Annotated in this window: 14 protein-coding genes; 7 read left to right on the top strand and 7 right to left on the bottom strand. The window is 66.7% G+C overall.

Annotated elements, in window-relative coordinates; translation table 11 throughout:
• A partial coding sequence (locus Q8R75_RS17795; protein ID WP_305663816.1) for an alanine--tRNA ligase-related protein occupies positions 1 to 403 on the bottom strand: 403 nt, incomplete at its 3' end.
• A gap of 122 nt (positions 404 to 525) precedes the next feature.
• On the opposite strand from Q8R75_RS17795, the gene glpK reads away from it, so the two are divergent.
• Both glpK and Q8R75_RS17805 read left to right on the top strand, forming a co-directional pair.
• Entirely contained in the window at positions 526 to 2,001 is a 1,476-nt protein-coding gene (gene glpK, locus Q8R75_RS17800; RefSeq protein ID WP_305627015.1) for a glycerol kinase GlpK, read from the top strand.
• Between the two features lie 169 nt (positions 2,002 to 2,170).
• Positions 2,171 to 2,731 carry a hypothetical protein gene (locus Q8R75_RS17805; protein ID WP_305627017.1) on the top strand — a complete coding sequence of 187 codons (561 nt, stop codon included), beginning with the start codon at positions 2,171 to 2,173 and terminating at the stop codon, positions 2,729 to 2,731.
• Positions 2,732 to 2,752: 21 nt separating this feature from the next.
• Here the strand turns inward: Q8R75_RS17805 and Q8R75_RS17810 are convergent, their stop codons facing one another.
• A complete protein-coding gene (locus Q8R75_RS17810; protein ID WP_305627019.1) occupies positions 2,753 to 3,400 on the bottom strand; it encodes a response regulator transcription factor in 648 nt (215 codons plus the stop codon).
• Entirely contained in the window at positions 3,397 to 4,806 is a 1,410-nt protein-coding gene (locus tag Q8R75_RS17815; protein ID WP_305611303.1) for a histidine kinase, read from the bottom strand. Before Q8R75_RS17815 ends, Q8R75_RS17810 begins: the two co-directional genes overlap by 4 nt.
• Positions 4,807 to 4,976: 170 nt before the next feature.
• Here Q8R75_RS17815 and Q8R75_RS17820 point away from each other — a divergent pair, with 170 nt between their 5' ends.
• Positions 4,977 to 5,825, top strand: a complete 849-nt coding sequence (locus Q8R75_RS17820) for a transporter substrate-binding domain-containing protein (protein ID WP_305611305.1) — start codon at positions 4,977 to 4,979, stop codon at positions 5,823 to 5,825.
• Positions 5,826 to 6,038: 213 nt separating this feature from the next.
• On the opposite strand, the gene ugpQ is transcribed toward Q8R75_RS17820, so the two are convergent.
• From ugpQ to Q8R75_RS17840, 4 genes are read right to left on the bottom strand one after another with little or no spacing between them, the layout of a single operon-like run.
• Positions 6,039 to 6,785 (bottom strand): glycerophosphodiester phosphodiesterase, encoded by a 747-nt coding sequence (ugpQ, locus tag Q8R75_RS17825; protein ID WP_305611306.1) that lies wholly within the window; start codon positions 6,783 to 6,785, stop codon positions 6,039 to 6,041.
• 10 nt (positions 6,786 to 6,795) lie between these two features.
• Entirely contained in the window at positions 6,796 to 7,032 is a 237-nt protein-coding gene (locus Q8R75_RS17830) for a hypothetical protein (protein WP_305611308.1), read from the bottom strand.
• Positions 7,002 to 8,384: an extracellular solute-binding protein gene (locus tag Q8R75_RS17835; RefSeq protein ID WP_305611310.1), complete on the bottom strand. Its 1,383-nt coding sequence runs from the start codon at positions 8,382 to 8,384 to the stop codon at positions 7,002 to 7,004. Before Q8R75_RS17835 ends, Q8R75_RS17830 begins: the two co-directional genes overlap by 31 nt.
• 38 nt (positions 8,385 to 8,422) lie before the next feature.
• Positions 8,423 to 9,505, bottom strand: coding sequence for an aldo/keto reductase (locus Q8R75_RS17840; RefSeq protein WP_305611312.1), 1,083 nt, complete (start codon positions 9,503 to 9,505; stop codon positions 8,423 to 8,425).
• A gap of 86 nt (positions 9,506 to 9,591) precedes the next feature.
• Here Q8R75_RS17840 and rlmM point away from each other — a divergent pair, with 86 nt between their 5' ends.
• The 4 genes from rlmM (at position 9,592) to Q8R75_RS17860 (ending at position 15,914) form a co-directional block, all read left to right on the top strand.
• Positions 9,592 to 10,692 carry a 23S rRNA (cytidine(2498)-2'-O)-methyltransferase RlmM gene (rlmM, locus tag Q8R75_RS17845; protein ID WP_305611314.1) on the top strand — a complete coding sequence of 367 codons (1,101 nt, stop codon included), beginning with the start codon at positions 9,592 to 9,594 and terminating at the stop codon, positions 10,690 to 10,692.
• A 291-nt stretch (positions 10,693 to 10,983) separates the two neighbouring features.
• Positions 10,984 to 12,468 (top strand): DEAD/DEAH box helicase, encoded by a 1,485-nt coding sequence (locus tag Q8R75_RS17850; RefSeq protein ID WP_305611315.1) that lies wholly within the window; start codon positions 10,984 to 10,986, stop codon positions 12,466 to 12,468.
• 594 nt (positions 12,469 to 13,062) lie between these two features.
• Entirely contained in the window at positions 13,063 to 14,820 is a 1,758-nt protein-coding gene (locus Q8R75_RS17855; protein ID WP_305611316.1) for a PQQ-dependent methanol/ethanol family dehydrogenase, read from the top strand.
• Between the two features lie 257 nt (positions 14,821 to 15,077).
• The gene (locus Q8R75_RS17860) at positions 15,078 to 15,914 is read left to right on the top strand and encodes a transporter substrate-binding domain-containing protein (protein WP_305611318.1); all 837 of its coding nucleotides are present in this window, start codon (positions 15,078 to 15,080) and stop codon (positions 15,912 to 15,914) included.
• Positions 15,915 to 15,988: the final 74 nt, after the last annotated feature.

Below are 15,988 nucleotides of genomic sequence, written 5' to 3' on the forward strand. Positions count from 1 at the left end.
CCTCGTCGTCTTCGGCGTAAACGGTAACGTAAAGCTTGTCCTTGGGCAGCTTGAACACCTCGGTGAGCAGTTCCCAGGCGTACTGGATGGCCTCGCGCTTGAAATAGTCGCCGAAACTGAAGTTGCCCAGCATCTCGAAGAAGGTGTGGTGGCGCGCGGTGTAGCCGACGTTTTCCAGATCGTTGTGCTTGCCGCCGGCACGCACGCACTTCTGCGACGTCGTCGCGCGGTTGTAGCTGCGCCTGTCGAAGCCGAGGAACACGTCCTTGAACTGGTTCATGCCGGCGTTGGTAAACAACAATGTCGGGTCTTCGTGCGGCACGAGCGAACTGGACGCCACGATCTGGTGGCCCTTGGACGCGAAAAAATTCAGGAAGGCGGAGCGGATGTCGGCGCTGGTCATGGTCGGCAATGGGGGATCAGGAGGGCGCTAAACTGCGCGAAACAGCCGCAGATTCTAGCATTCCGCCCGCAGCGCCCGATGACTGCGCTGCCGTGGAGACGACAGGCGGACAAGGAGAAGACATGCGCCACATCCTCGCACTCGACCAGGGCACAACCAGTTCGCGCGCGCTGCTGTTCGATACCGCGGGCCGCGTGGTCGCGATGGCACAGCGCGAGCTGCCGCAGCACTACCCGCAGCCGGGGTGGGTGGAGCACGACGCGCATCGCATCTGGACCGATACCGTCGACTGTGTGAAGGAGGCGCTGATGCGCGCCGCGCTTGCGCCGACCGACATCGCCGCGGTCGGCATCACCAATCAGCGGGAAACCGTCGTGCTGTGGGAACGCGCGACCGGCACGCCGCTGGCCCCGGCCATCGTCTGGCAGGACCGGCGCACCGCCGACTTCTGCGCCCGGCTCAAGGCCGACGGCCACGAGGACGCGGTGCGCGCGAAGACCGGCCTGGTGCTCGATCCCTACTTCTCGGCCAGCAAGATCGCCTGGCTGCTCGAACACGTGCCCGGCGCCCGCGAACGCGCGCTGCGCGGCGAACTCGCCTGCGGCACGATCGACAGCTGGCTGGTGTGGCAGCTCACCGGCGGGCGCGAGCACCTGACCGACCTGAGCAACGCCAGCCGCACCCAGTTGCTGGACATCCACACCGGGCAATGGGACGACGGCCTGCTCGAACTGTTTGACATTCCGCGCGCACTGCTGCCGCGCGTGGTGCCGTCCAGCGGTGTTCTCGCTGAAACTCGCAGCGCGCTGTTCGGCCGTGCGCTGCCGATCGCCGGTATCGCCGGCGACCAGCAGGCGGCGCTGTACGGCCAGGGTTGCACGGCGCCGGGGCTGGCCAAGAACACCTATGGCACCGGCTGTTTCATGCTGATGCATACCGGCGAACAGGCCATCGTGTCGCGCCACGGCCTGCTCACCACCTGTGCCGCGCAGGCTTCTGCGCGCATCGAGTACGCGCTGGAAGGCAGCGTGTTCGTGACCGGCGCGCTGGTGCAGTGGCTGCGCGACGGGCTGGGGCTGATCGCCCGCTCGGGCGACATCGAGGCGCTGGCGGCCAGCGTGCCGGACAGCGCCGGCGTCACCATTGTGCCGGCCTTCACCGGGCTGGGTGCGCCGCACTGGTCGGCCGAAGCGCGCGGCGCGATCTACGGCCTGACCCGCGGCACCACGCGTGCCCACATCGCCCGCGCCGCGCTCGAATCCATCGCGCTGCAGACGCTGGACGTGATGCGGGCGATGGAAGCCGACGCCGGCGTGCGCCTGCGCGAACTGCGCGTCGACGGCGGCGGTACCGCCAATGCGCTGCTGATGCAGATGCAGGCCGACCTGCTGGGCAGCACGGTGCGCGTGGCGCCCACCGCCGAAACCACCGCGCTCGGCGCCGCCCTGCTCGCCGCCCGCGGCGCCGGCGTCGCCATGCAGCCGGCGGACGAAGGCGCGCAGCGGCACGAACCGCGCCGCGATGCAGCGCCCGACGCGCTGATCCGCCAGTGGCAGGCGGCGCTGCGCTCGACCTTGCTGCACGCCGCATCGGCCTGAGGGGATGCGGCAAGGCCGCAATCGAAGCGCCGCGGCGGGCACTCGGGCGGGCACTCGGGCAGGCATTTTCCCCGACCGCACGCCGGGCACTGCCCGCGCCCGCTTCGCCGCGTGCCGGCCACGGTGGCTGCGCCTAGCATGCGTTCGTCCCTACAGTACGGAGCATTCCATGCGCATCCACACCTGCGGCGCCGGCAGCGCCCTGCGCGCCGCCACCCACACCGTACGCACCCTGGCCGGCGCGCTGTGCGCCGCCGCCCTGTTCGCTCTTCCGGCCCCGACCTCGGCGGAAGGATCGGGCAACGAACTGAGTTACGAGGCATGGATCGACAGCCCGCGGCGCTTCAAATGCCTGTACGGCTACGCCGCCGACAAGACCGGCGACCACGCCGCGGCGATCCGCATCTTCCAGGACTGCGTCGACCGCTGGAACGACGGTTTCTCGATCATCTGGCTGTCGCAGATACTCGAAACGGGCGTCGGCGTGCCGCAGGATCTGCCGCGCGCCACGGCGCTGCTGCGGCGCGGCGCCGAAAGCGACGATGGCGACGGCTACCACAGCCTGACGCGCTACCACTATGGCGTCGCGCTGTTCGAAGGGCGCGGCACCGCGACCGATCCGGCGGCCGGCGAATACTGGCTGCGCCGGGCGGCGAGCGAAGGCGTGCGCGAAGCCGACGACTACCTGTCGCGCGTCCGCGCCGGCGAAGTGACCGCCGCAAGGCGATGAAGCCCGGCCGCACGCCGCCGCTCAAGCTTCGGCGTTGTCGTCGCGCACCAGTTTCCACTTGATCGCCATGCGCATCAGGTCGATGTCGCTCTTCACGCCGAGCTTGGCCTTGATCTGGTAGTGCGTGTTCTGCGCGGTCTTCGGGCTGATGTGCAGCGACAGGCCGATCTCTTCGGCCGAACGGCCATCGAGCAACAGGCGCAGCACCTCGAATTCACGCGGCGACAGCGCCTCGAGCGGGTTGTCGATGTCGCGCAGCAGCGCCAGCGCGATGTCGGGCGCAATATCGGGGCTGAGCACGCGCTGGCGGGCGGCGACCTGGTACACCGCCTTGATCAGCACTTCGGGGGCGCAGCTCTTGGTCACGTAACCCAGGGCGCCGGCGCGCAATGCCTGGGTCGCGAACAGCGGGTCGCGATGCATGCTGAACACCAGGATGCGGGCGCGCGGCTCGCGCTGCAGCAGCCGGCGGATCAGTTCGACTCCGCCCATGTCGGGCAGCGAAAGATCGAGTACGACGACGTCCGGTCCGACATTGCGGAAAGCCACCAGCGCCTCGGCCGCGGTCGCCGCTTCGGCGTCGATGCGCAGGTCGCCGCGCTGCTCGAGCAGGCGGCGGTACCCTTCGCGCACCACTGCGTGGTCATCGACCAGCAGCAGGCGGATCATGCCGGCGCTCCACTGGCGGCCAACGGGAATGCCGGCCGCATCGATGGCCGGCGTACCGCCGCCCGCCCGTCCGGCACGCGCAGCCTGACTTCGACGCGCAGGCCGCGGCCATCGAGCGGCGCCAGTACCAGCGTGCCGCCGAGCGCGAGCACGCGCTCGCTCATGCCGAGCATGCCCAGCCCGCCGCTGAAGCCCGTGCCGGGGTCGGACAGACCGTCGTCATCGATGCGCAACAGCAGTTCCGGGCCGTCGCGGCGCAGCGATACCTCGACGTGGCGCGCGTCGCCGTGCCTGACCGCGTTGGTCAGGCTTTCCTGGACGATGCGGTACAGGCTCACGTTCAGGTTGTCGGCCAGCGAGTCGACCTCGCCGTCGATCACGAGCGCATGCAGGCAGCGGCCGTGGCTGCTGCGGTTGCGGCTGGCGACGAGTTGTTCGAGGCTGGCGGCGAGACCGAATTCCTCCAGCCCGACCGGGCGCAGTTCGCGCAGGATCAGCTGCAGCACTTCCATCATGTGCGCGGTGATGCGCGAAATCGCGTCGGCGCTGGGCAGCAGCACAGGCAGCCGGTCGCCTGCCACCTCATGCACATAGGCTGCCTCGGCCTGGATGGACGTCAGGCACTGCCCCAGTTCATCGTGCAGTTCGCGCGCCAGATGACGGCGTTCTTCCTCGCGGATGTCGAGCAATCGCAGGGCCAGTTGCCGTTGCTCGGCGACAGTCTGTTCCAGCCGCTCGGCCAGGTGATTGAACACCTCGCTGATGCGCTGCAGCTCGACCAGTTCGAAGGACGGCAAACGCACCGCCAGGTCGCCTCTTTCCATGCGCGCGAGCCGGTTCAGGATGTCGGCGGTAGGCAGCAGCGCGCGGCGCACCGGCAGATAGACCAGCACGTTGAGCAGCAGTACGCCACCGGTGATGAACAGCAGGTTGCGCACGTCGCGCCACACGGCGGCCCCTTCGCTGGCGAAATGGGGCGTGATCGTCAGTTCGCCCACCTTGATGCCAGGGAACTTGCCGACGTGGCCGATGAACACCGCGTTGTCGCCGACCAACCGTTGCATCAGCGAGGCCGGCAGCAACAGCGGTTCGGAAGCGTCGCCAAAACAGCGCCGCACAACCGTTCGTGAATACAGGTCGTCGACCCGCACGCAGAAATGAATGAGGCGGCCCAGGCCCGCGAGAGCGGACAGGTCAAGGCCGCGCAGATCGCGGTCAAAGGCCGGGGTGGCATTCGTCGCTTCATTCTGGATCAGTTGCTGGATGGTGCCGCCGGTGCGCTGCAGGTCTGCGCGGATACGGCTGCGCGCCTCGTGCAGCGTGGCGGCGATCGCGCTGAGCAGCAGCACGAATGCGAAAAGGGTTATGCGCAACAGCAGGCTGCGCTTGAGATCGACACGTTTCATGAGGGCGTATCCGGGCATTGCTGCCGGACAGTGTCGGCGTGGGCCGCCATGATAGGACGGACGCCACGGACGGGCGGCAGGCAAATTGACCGCCTGAAGATCGGCATATTGCCGGCGCCCGGCGTGGTTGCGGTCCGTAAGCTGCACCGGCGTATCCAAAGGAGAACTTCATGCGTCCGGTCTCGTTCACCTGCTTCGTCACGGCCGCGATCGCCGCCGTGTGCACCATTGCCTACAGCGGCGCCCAGGCGCGCGAACTGGCGCAGATCCGCAGCAGCGGTACGCTGCGCGTCGGCGTCTACAAGGACTTCCCGCCCTATTCCGATCAGGGCACGGGCATCGACGTCGAGCTCGGGCACGCGCTGGCCGAAAGGCTCGGCGTCGCGGTCGACGTACGCGCATACGACGCCGGCGAAAACATGGACGACGACCTGCGCAACATCGTGTGGAAAGGCAATTTCCTCGGTCTCGGGCCGGGCCCGTCCGACGTGATGGTGCATGTGCCGGTCGACCCGGGCATGAGCTTCCGCAACCCGCAGGTGAAGATTTTCGCGCCCTACCACCGCGAAACCATGGCGGTGATCCGCACCACGGAACTGCTGCCGAAGCTCGATGCCATCACCGACGTGACCGACCAGTCACTGGGGGTCGAAACGGAATCCATCATGTCGTTCGCGCTGCTGTCGTCGGACGCGGGCCGCCTGCGCGAGCAGATCCATCACTTCCATTCGCCGTACGAGGCGCAACGCGCGCTGGAAGAAGGCCGTATTGCCGGATTCTTCGGACTGCGCAGTCAGGTCGAGCCGATCAAGGCCGCGACCGGCGCAAAATTCGTCATCAGCACGCCACCGCCGCTGCCCGGCCTGCCGCAGGCCGGCTGGGCGCTCGGCCTCGCGGTCGAGGCGGATAACGCGGAACTGGCGCAGGCGCTGCAGGACGCCATCGCGGAGATGGCGCGCGACGGCACGCTGGACCGCATCTTCGGCAAATACGCGGTGACACGGATGGCGCCCCTGTAGCGCCCCGGCACTTCGCCCGCCTGCCCCGCGCGACAGCGAAATGGAGTGCGAATCCGCTGCCGCAGATGGGGCGGCGGGCGTACATGGGGTTGCGGCTGTCGTTGGGCATCGCTGCGCTCACCCCAACCTACTCCGGCAAGCCGCCGCCAAATCGCGTTCCGTAGGTTGGGGTGAGCGCAGCGATGCCCAACATCGTCCACATGCCGGTGCTGCTCAGCCCGGCCGGGCGAACGCCATGCAGTCGGTGAACAGCCCGCGCACACCGGCCGCGATCAGCGCGCGCGCGCGCGCCATGTCGTTGACCGTGTAGCAGAGCACTGGCACGCCCGCGTCGCACACCTGGCGCAAGACGTCATCGTCGAGGGCTGCCTCGTTGCAATGGATGGACACCGCAGCGTGCTCGCGCAAGCGGGCTGGCCAGTCATCGGGAATGTCTTCGAACAGCAGGCCGCGCGGCAGGTCGGGCGCCGCCTCGCGCGCCGCCTCAAGGGCGTCCATCGAGAACGAGGACAGCAGCGGCGGCGGCCGGTCGGCCGGCCAGCGCGCGGCGACCGCGAGCGCAACGACCTCGCCGGTGCGTCGCTCGAAGCCCGTGGCCGGCTTGATTTCGATATTGGCGGTGATGCCCAGCGCGAGCAGGCAGTCGAGCGCCTGATCCAGCGTCGGAATGCGCTCGCCGGCAAAAGCCGGGCCGTGCCAGCGCCCGGCGTCCAGACGCAGCAGCGCCCCGGCGTCGAGCGCGCTGACCGCGCCCGCGCCATCGGTCGTGCGTTCGACGGTTTCGTCGTGGATCAGCAGCGGCACGCCATCGCGGCTCAGCATGACGTCGAATTCGACCATGCCGAAGCCGGCTGCCGCGCCGTTGCGAATCGCGACGAGCGTGTTCTCCGGCGCCGCCGAGCCGCCACCGCGATGGGCAATCCACAGCGGATAGGGCCAGGGCGACCGCCTGGACGTCATCGGGTCGGCTTCAGGCCGGATCGAGCAACTCGCGCGCCTGACGCGCGACGTCGTCGTCGGTCAGCCACGCGATCGCGCTCAGCATTCCCACCGATGTGCCGGCGGCGACGCCTTCGCGCACCCACTTCTCGATCGCCTTGACGCGCGCCGCGTCGTCGAGCGCAAGCAGCCGGCGCAGCGGTTCGCCGACCGCGGCGTCCTCGCGCGCCGAGCGGATCAGCAGGACGAGTTGATCGACGTCAGACATGGGCCTGCCCTCAGGACTGCCGTGTCGAGCACGGCCTTGGCCGGTTTGCGGTCGGCCCACAATTCTTCCAGTTCTTCGTCGAGCACCGCACGCACACGCGGGTCGCTGGCCGCGTGGCTGGTCTGTTCGTCCTTCGCACCCGCGCGACCGGCCAGCTGGCGCAGTGCGACCCGGGCGACGCTGTCGGCGGTCGGTGCATCGACCGGGCTGATCGCCACCATGCCGGCGCGGTTCAGCGGAATGAAGCCGGTGGCCAGCGACCACTGGGCCTGGCGGTCCGGATCGAGCAGGAAGGTGACAAAGCGCGCGATGGTGCGCGTTTCCTCGGCGCCACGACCGGCGCTCACCCACAGGCTGGCGCCGTCGGCCAGCGTGTGGCGCGGCGCATTGCGGATGTCTTCATGGAAGGGCAGCGCTGCAACGCCGACATCGAACCTGGCATCGCGCTTGATCTGCGGCCAGGCGGACGAACGTGCCGTCAGCACCTGACACTGGCCACCGGCGAACATCGGCACCGCCTCGTCAGCGCGACCGAAAATGTGCAGGTAGCGGCTCTTGTACCAGGAGGACATCATCGCCAGATGCTTCACCTGCACCAGGCCGTTGATGGCGAGCGCTTCGCCGGTCTTGCCCTGCTTGCGCGCGAATGGCTCGTTGTGCCAGGCGCTGATGTTGTCCACGTGGATCTGCGTCGGACGCGCGCTGGTGTAAGGGCAGGCGTAGCCGCCGTCGCGCAGCGTGCCGAGCGCTTCCTGCAGCGAAAACCAGTGAGTGGGCGGCACGTTCGGGTCAAGCCCTACACGGGCGAAGGCGTCGCGGTTATAGAACATGACCGGTGTGGTCAGGCCGATCGGCAGCGCATTCAGACGGCCTTTCGCACCATTCAGGTAAGGGGGCATCGGCGCGGGAATCGCTGCCTGGGCGAACTTTTCCTTCGCGGTCGTCATCACCTGGTGCAGCGGAGTGAAGCGCGGCTTGCCATCGAGAAAGCGCTGACGCGCGCCGTCGTCGAGCACCAGCATGGCCGGGAGTGTGGGCACCGCAGCGTCCGCGTCTTCCCAGTTGCGCGCGCTGAGCACGATCTTCTGTCTGGCTTTGCCGCCGGCGTTGAAGTCGTCCACCAGCGCCTGCAGGGCCACTGCTGCTGCGTCGTCCAGACCGTGCGCCAGTTCGAGTTCGGCGGCTTCCTTCGGCGCGGCGGCCTTGGTGCCGGCTTTCGCGCTGGACTTTACGGCGGGTTTGCTTGCCTTGGCGCTGGCTGCTGGCTTGGCGGCTGCTGTATTGGCACCCGCCGACATCGGCGCGAGCATGACGCTGGCCGCGATCAACGCGGCTAACGGCTTGATGAACATCCGGAAATCTCCTCTGTACGACATGGCAGGGCGCCCGGTCACGGCGCCGGGTTGGTGTAGCGCAGGTGCAGCGCGTCGATGGCTTCGTTCAGCGCGTTCGACAGCGTTGCGGCCCAGGCGTCTATGTTTTCCCGCAACTGGGTGCGCGTGGTCACACCGATCAGGGTACTCGCCACGGCATGGCGCCGATAGCAGAATGCGAGCGCCAGCTGGGTCGGGGTGAGTCCGTGTTCGAGCGCCAGCTGAGCGTAGGCGCGCGAAGCCGGTGCCACGTTCTCCTTGAAGTAACGCTGCCCGAACTGCGGAAATTCTGTGATGCGACCGGCGGCATCAGCGCGTTCGGCGTACTTGCCGGTCAGGTGGCCGAAGCCCAGCGGCGAGTACGCCAGCAGCGACACCTGCTCGCGTGTGCACACTTCCGACAGGCCGACGTCGAATGTGCGGTTCATCAGGTGGTAGGCGTTCTGGATGCTCACCACGCGCGGCAGACCTTCATCGGCCAGCCGCAGGCAGGTCATCAGGCCCCACGGCGTTTCGTTCGACACACCGATGTGGCGGATCTTGCCCGCATCGATCAGCCCGCTCAGCGCTTCGAGCTGGCTGCGCAGCGACTCCGCCTCGCGCTCGCCCCCCGGGTCGTATTCGTACTGGCCGAACATCGGTACGTTGCGCGCCGGCCAGTGGATCTGGTACAGGTCGATGTAGTCGGTGCGCAGCCGCGCGAGCGATCCTTCGACTGCCTGCCGGATATTGCTTTCATCCAGCGCCAGCGGCCCGCCGCGTATCCATTCGATGCCGCGCGCCGGTCCGGCCACCTTGGTCGCCACGATGACCGATTCGCGCGGGCGACGCGCAAGCCAGCTGCCGACGATGCGTTCGGTGTCGCCGAAGGTTTCCGCGCGCGCCGGGACCGGGTACATTTCGGCGGCGTCGAGAAAGTCGATACCGGCCTCGAGGGCCTCGTCCATGATGGCGTGGGCCGTGCGCTCGTCGACCTGTTGACCGAAGGTCATCGTGCCCAGCCCGATGGCCGGGACCTCAAGCGTCGAGCGTCCGAGACGACGGCGCGCGATATCCTTCGTGCCGACAGCCTTCATTCCGGTAACTTTCGTAAGATTCATGCGGCAAACCGGATTGCGTTCCCAAGGACGCGACATGTATCACAGACCGGTCCGCCCGGCACGGATTCACCCTGAACGGATACACCTTGAAAACAAATCCCCTCGGCCTGCTGCTGTATTGCCGTGCCGGCTTCGAGCGCGAATGCGCGCAGGAGATCATGGACCGCTGCGGCGACGCCGGCCAGATGATCGAACCGCAGGCGCAAGCCGGCAGCGGCTACGTCGAAGCGTTTGCCGATGCACGCGCGTTGAGCGCACTGATGCGCAAGCTGAGCTGGCAGGACCTCACCTTCGCGCGCCAGCTGGTGTGGGCAGGCCGTACCGTTGAAGGCATGACGCCACGCGACCGCGTCACACCGGTGGTCGAAGCCGCACTTGAACTGGCGCCGGGCTTCAGCGATTTCCTGATCGAAACGCCGGACACCGACAAGGTGAAGGCGCTGTCCGGCCTTAGCCGCAAGCTGGAAAGTTTCGTCAGTCAGGCGCTCGAAGCGGCCAACGCCTTCAGCGACGACCGCGATGCACCGCGCCTGCACATCTTCTTCACCGCGGCCGACCGCGCCACGGTGGCGCTCTCCTGGCCGGGCCGTCGCAGCGAGTGGCCGGGCGGCATCCCGCGCCTGCGCATGCCGCGCGAAGCGCCGTCACGCTCGACGCTCAAGCTGGCCGAGGCCTTTCACAGCCTGTTGACCGAAGACGAACAGGAACGGCTGATCAAGCCCGGCATGAGTGCGGTCGACCTTGGCGCCGCACCGGGTGGCTGGACCTGGCACCTCGTGTCGCGCCATTTCGAAGTGACTGCGGTCGACAACGGGCCGATGAAGCCCGAATTGCTCGAAACCGGTCAGGTGCGCCACAAGAAGGAAGACGGCTTCCGCTTCGTGCCGCGCAAGCCGGTCGACTGGCTGGTGTGCGACATGGTCGAACAGCCGCGCCGCGTCGCCGCTCTGGTGGCGCGCTGGGTGGCGCAGGGCCTGTGCCAGCACGCCATCTTCAACCTGAAGCTGCCGATGAAGCGGCGCTATGAAGAACTGCAGCTGTGTTCCGACCTGATTGCCGAGGCGCTGGAGTCGGTCGACAAGAAGCACGAACTCCGCTTTCGCCAGCTCTACCACGACCGCGAAGAAGTCACCGGCTACCTGGGCGTACCCGGCAAGTCCGCATCCGCCCGCCGCCGACACGGCTGAGGGGAGCGCCGGTTCCTGTATTGCGAATCCGCGCCAAGCGGGGCGAAACCCCGCTCTGTGCGATAATGCGCGTGCAGTCGCCTCGCCGGTCATGGCGCGGCCCGGAGTTTCCGATCCGGCCGGATTGCCCGGCCCGATCCTCCACTTCCCCGCCCAGGCGCCTGCGCCCCGGGCTCGATACCCGCGCCAAGCTCACTTTGGCGCGCACTCGCGCCGGGTTTTCCGGAACCGATTTCCCCAGCCTGAACCGGCATGCCAGGCGGAAGTCCTTACACAAAGAGCTTCGCATACATGTCGTTTGAAGAACTCGGGCTCATCCCCGAATTGCTGCGCGCTGTCGCAGACACCGGCTATACCGTGCCGACCCCCATTCAGGCCCAGGCCATTCCCATCGTGCTGGCGGGCCGCGACGTCATGGGCGGTGCGCAGACCGGCACCGGCAAGACCGCCAGTTTCACGCTGCCACTGCTGCAGCGCCTCGCGCCGCACGCCAGCAGTTCGCCATCGCCGGCCCGCCATCCGGTACGCGCACTGATCGTCTGCCCGACGCGCGAACTGGCGATGCAGGTGCACGAAAGCGTGCGCACCTACTCCAAGCACCTGCCGCTGCGTTCGGTCTGCATCTACGGCGGCGTGGACATGAAGGCGCAGGTGAAGGAATTGCGCGAAGGCCGCGAAATCGTCGTCGCCACGCCAGGTCGCCTGCTCGATCACGTCGAAGGCAAGAGCATTGCGCTTGGCCAGGTGCAGATGCTGGTGCTGGACGAAGCCGACCGCATGCTGGACATGGGTTTCATCCCGGACATCAAGCGCATCCTCGCGCTGCTGCCGGCCCAGCGGCAGAGCCTGCTGTTTTCGGCCACCTTCTCGGAAGAAATCAAGAAGCTGGCGCAGGCCATGCTGCGCGACCCGCAGTTGATCGAGGTCGCCCGCCGCAACGCCACGGCCGAAACCGTGACGCACCGCGTGCACGCCTGCGCGACCGACGACAAGCGCGCCCTGCTGACGCACCTGCTGACGCAGCCCGACTACGTGTCGCGTCAGGCGCTGGTGTTCGTCAATACCAAATTCGGCGCCAGCCGGCTGGCCGTACACCTGATCCGTCAGGGCGTGGCGGCCGATGCCATCCACGGCGACAAGAGCCAGCAGCAGCGCACCGAGGCACTGGAAGCGTTCAAGAGCGGCGCCGTCCGCGTACTGGTCGCGACCGATGTCGCGGCGCGTGGCCTCGACATCGAAGACCTGCCCTTCGTCATCAATTTCGAGTTGCCGCACAACGCGGAAGATTATGTACACCGGATCGGCCGCACCGGCCGCGCCGGGCGCAGCGGTGAGGCAATTTCGCTGATGGCGCCGGAAGAGCGCGGCCGCGTGGCCGACATCGAAAAGCTGATCCGCAAGGAAATAGAGCCGGCAACGCCGGAAGGCTTCGACCCGGGCCGCGCCCGGCAGCGAGAAGCGCGCGAATCGAGTCCGCGCGAAGGGCGTGGTGGCGAGCGCCCGCGGGAACGCGCCGCCAGCAGCGGTGAGCGGGCGGAACGGCCCGAAAGCGCAGCCCGTCGAGGACGGTCGTCGCCGGGCGACGCAGTACGTCCGCCGCGCAGTCCGCGTTCATCGGCGAGCCAGGTTGCAGCGGACGGCTTCGACTTCAGCAAGCCGTACGAATCACTGCCCTCCGGCGATGACCCGGCCGTCGCGGCCGACGGCACCGCAGGCGGCACCCGGCGCGGCAAGCGACAGGTCGCCGCATTGCTGGGCGGCAACGGCAAGCGCTGATCCACGGGGCACCCTCGCCCCGCAGACGAACAAACACGCGAACCCGAAAACGCCCGACAACAGCACTCGACCACAATTCGACCACAATTCGACGGATACTCTGTCGGGATAATGTTCGCGCCGCGCATGGCCCGAACATGCTGACGCGCCAGTGGCGGCCGTGAAGGAATCCCCGATAGATCGGGGCGTCACCCCGCCCACTCCGGGACATACCCTCTGGCGAACGTTCGATATTTGTACGAACGATTTGTAAAAATCGGTTGAAATCCGGACGCATCAGCCGCTCGTGCAACGGCTCCCCCAAAGTCGTCCGGCGCGAACGTGACCGGCCGCCTCGCTGCGTTACCCACGCCGCATCTGCGCCCCGATAGAACACCTACCCGCCGCAGGGCCTTTATCCGCGCGGCTCAGGGAAGGTATCCCCGCGCCGGAGCCTTGCCACGCTTGCCGGCGCAGCCGCCCACCAGGTAAGGCCGAGCCGGATTTTTGGCGCAAATCCTGTAAATGGCATGCGTTTTGCAACACTCGGGCGTCGCTCGTTGCGACGAAAAATCCGACAGTCAGACGACTGATCCAAATTCGAGGAGACCATCCATGAAAAGAACTGCTATTGCCGCGCTCGTCCTCACCGCCTTCGCGCACAGCACCCTCGCGCATGCCGGTGTGACGGACGCCGACATCGTGAATGACGCCAAAACCACGGGTAACGTTCTTTCGTGGGGCATGGGAACCGAAGGCCAGCGTTTCAGCCCGCTCAAGCAGATCACCACCAAGAACATCAAGCGTCTGGTGCCGGCATGGTCTTATTCCTACGGTGGCGAAAAGCAGCGCGGCCAGGAAGCTCAGCCGCTGATCGTGAACGGCAAGATGTTCGTCACCGCCTCGTACTCGCGCCTGTTCGCACTCGATGCCAAGACCGGCAAGCGCCTGTGGATATACGAACACCGCCTGCCCGAGGGCATCATGCCCTGCTGCGACGTGATCAACCGCGGTGCAGCCGTATTCGACAATCTGGTCATTTTTGCCTCGCTTGATGCGCAGCTGATCGCGCTCGACCAGAACACCGGCAAGGTGGTGTGGAAGGAAAAGATCGACGACTACCAGGCCGGCTATTCGTCGTCCGCAGCCCCGATCATCGCGGGTGGTCTGCTGCTGACCGGCGTGTCCGGCGGTGAATTCGGCGTCATCGGCCGCGTCGAAGCGCGCGACCCGAAGACCGGCAAGATGGTGTGGGTGCGTCCGACGATCGAAGGACACATGGGCTATACGTTCGATGCCGACGGCAACAAGACCGAAAACGGCATCAGCGGCACGACCAACGCAACGTGGCCGGGCGACCTGTGGAAGGTGGGCGGCGCGGCCACCTGGCTGGGCGGCACGTATGACTCGAAGACGGGTCTGGCCTACTTCGGTACCGGTAACCCGGCACCGTGGAACAGCCACCTGCGTCCGGGCGACAATCTGTTCTCGTGCTCGACGGTCGCGATCGACATCAAGACCGGTCAGATCAAGTGGCACTTCCAGGGCACGCCGAACGACGGCTGGGATTACGACGGCACGAACGAATTCGTCACCTTCGACATGAACGGCAAGCGCATGGGCGGCAAGGCTGACCGCAACGGCTTCTTCTACGTGCTCGACGCCAACACAGGCAAGTTCGAGCGCGGCTTCCCGTTCGTGAAGGCACTGAACTGGGCCAAGGGACTCGACGAAAACGGCCGTCCGATATTCGACGAGGCAAATCGTCCGGGCGACCCGGCAAAGAGCGCCGATGGCAAGAAGGGGGAATCGGTATTCACCACGCCGTCCTTCCTGGGCGGCAAGAACCAGATGCCGATGGCCTACAGTCCGGACACCGGCCTGTTCTACGTGCCGTCCAACGAATGGGGCATGGAAATCTGGAACGAACCGATCTCCTACAAGAAGGGTGCTGCCTATCTGGGTGCCGGCTTCACGATCAAGACACTGGACGAGAAGGCCATCGGGGGCGACTACATCGGCGCGCTGCGTGCCGTCGATCCAAAGACCGGCAAGATCGTGTGGGAAGTGCGCAACAACGCCCCGTTGTGGGGTGGCGCGATGGTTACCCGCGGTGGCCTGGTGTTCTGGGGCACGCCGGAGGGCTACCTGAAGGCGGCTGACGCCAAGACCGGCAAGGAAGTGTGGTCCTTCCAGGTCGGCACCGGCATCGTGGCCCCCCCGATCACCTGGGACCAGGACGGCGAGCAGTACATCGCCGTGACGGCCGGCTGGGGCGGCGCAGTCCCGCTGTGGGGTGGTGACGTGGCCAAGAAGGTCGCCTACCTGAACCAGGGCGGCTCGATGTGGGTGTTCAAACTGCTGAAAGATTGATCCGGAAGATCTGAAGACTCCTCCTTGCGCCCCGCTGTTGGGGCGACCGTAACCGGCGCCTCCTGGCGCCGGTTTTTTTCTTCACGGTCCGGCTTGCCGGCGCGCGTGCCGAGCGATCCGCCAGCCAGAACACCTTGCAAGCCGCGCTGATGCTGCGGAGCGGATGCCGGTTATTGCAACCGATTCCCGTCTGCCGTGCAAAAATGCGGCCTCGCGGGAAACCATCCCCGCACACACAATACCTCTGGAGACCAGGAATGAAGAACAGATTCACCGCGCTCATGCTGTGTGCCGTCATGTGGCTAGGCGCCTTCGCCGGCAGCGCATGGGCGCAGGGCCGCGACCTCGACGAAGTGATCAAGAGCGGCCAGATCAAGGTCGCGCTGTACAAGGAATTCGCCCCGTTCTCCGACGTCGCCACGAGCGGCATCGACGTTGACCTCGCCAGACTGCTGGCCGAACGGCTCGGAGTAAAGCTCGAAATCCTGTGGTTCTCGGCTGACGAGAACATGGACGATGACCTGCGCAACATGGTGTGGCGCGGAACGGTACTCGGCTACGGCCCGGCCGATGTCATGCTGCACGTACCCATCGACGCGACCTACACGGCACGTAACGACAAGGCCATGTTCTTCGCACCGTATTACCGCGAGAAGTTCGCCATCGCCCGCAACGTCGAGAAGATCGACAAGCTCGAGTCGCTCGATGCCTTCCGCACCCAGCGCATCGGCGTCGAAGTGGAAACCTACCCCGCCACGGTGCTGCTGTCCGCAGATGGCGGCGCCTACCGCAACAACGTCGGCCATTACAAATCGGCCGCCGAGGCGCTGACCGCAATGAAGAACGGCGAAGTCAGTGCCGTCATGGCCATGCAGAGCGAGCTGGAAGCCGGTCTGGCAGGGTCCAGAGGCTACGTCATTTCCGACGTGCCGCTGCCGCTGGTCAATCGCCGCCAGTGGGTGATCGGCCTCGCGGTGAAGTCAGGCAACGAAAAACTCGCCCATTCGCTGCAGGCCGCGATGAACAGCATTGCGGAAAAGGGCGAGCTGAAGGACGTCTTCAAGCGCCACGGGGTCGAGTATCGCGCCCCCTGACGCACGGGAGAACGGCATTTTGGTGCGGTCAGCGTGCGCGGCCTGTGCGTTTGCCGGCTGAGGCGACCATGCGT

Origin of the sequence: Methyloversatilis sp. (assembly GCF_030696805.1) — a bacterium.
GTDB lineage: Bacteria > Pseudomonadota > Gammaproteobacteria > Burkholderiales > Rhodocyclaceae > Methyloversatilis.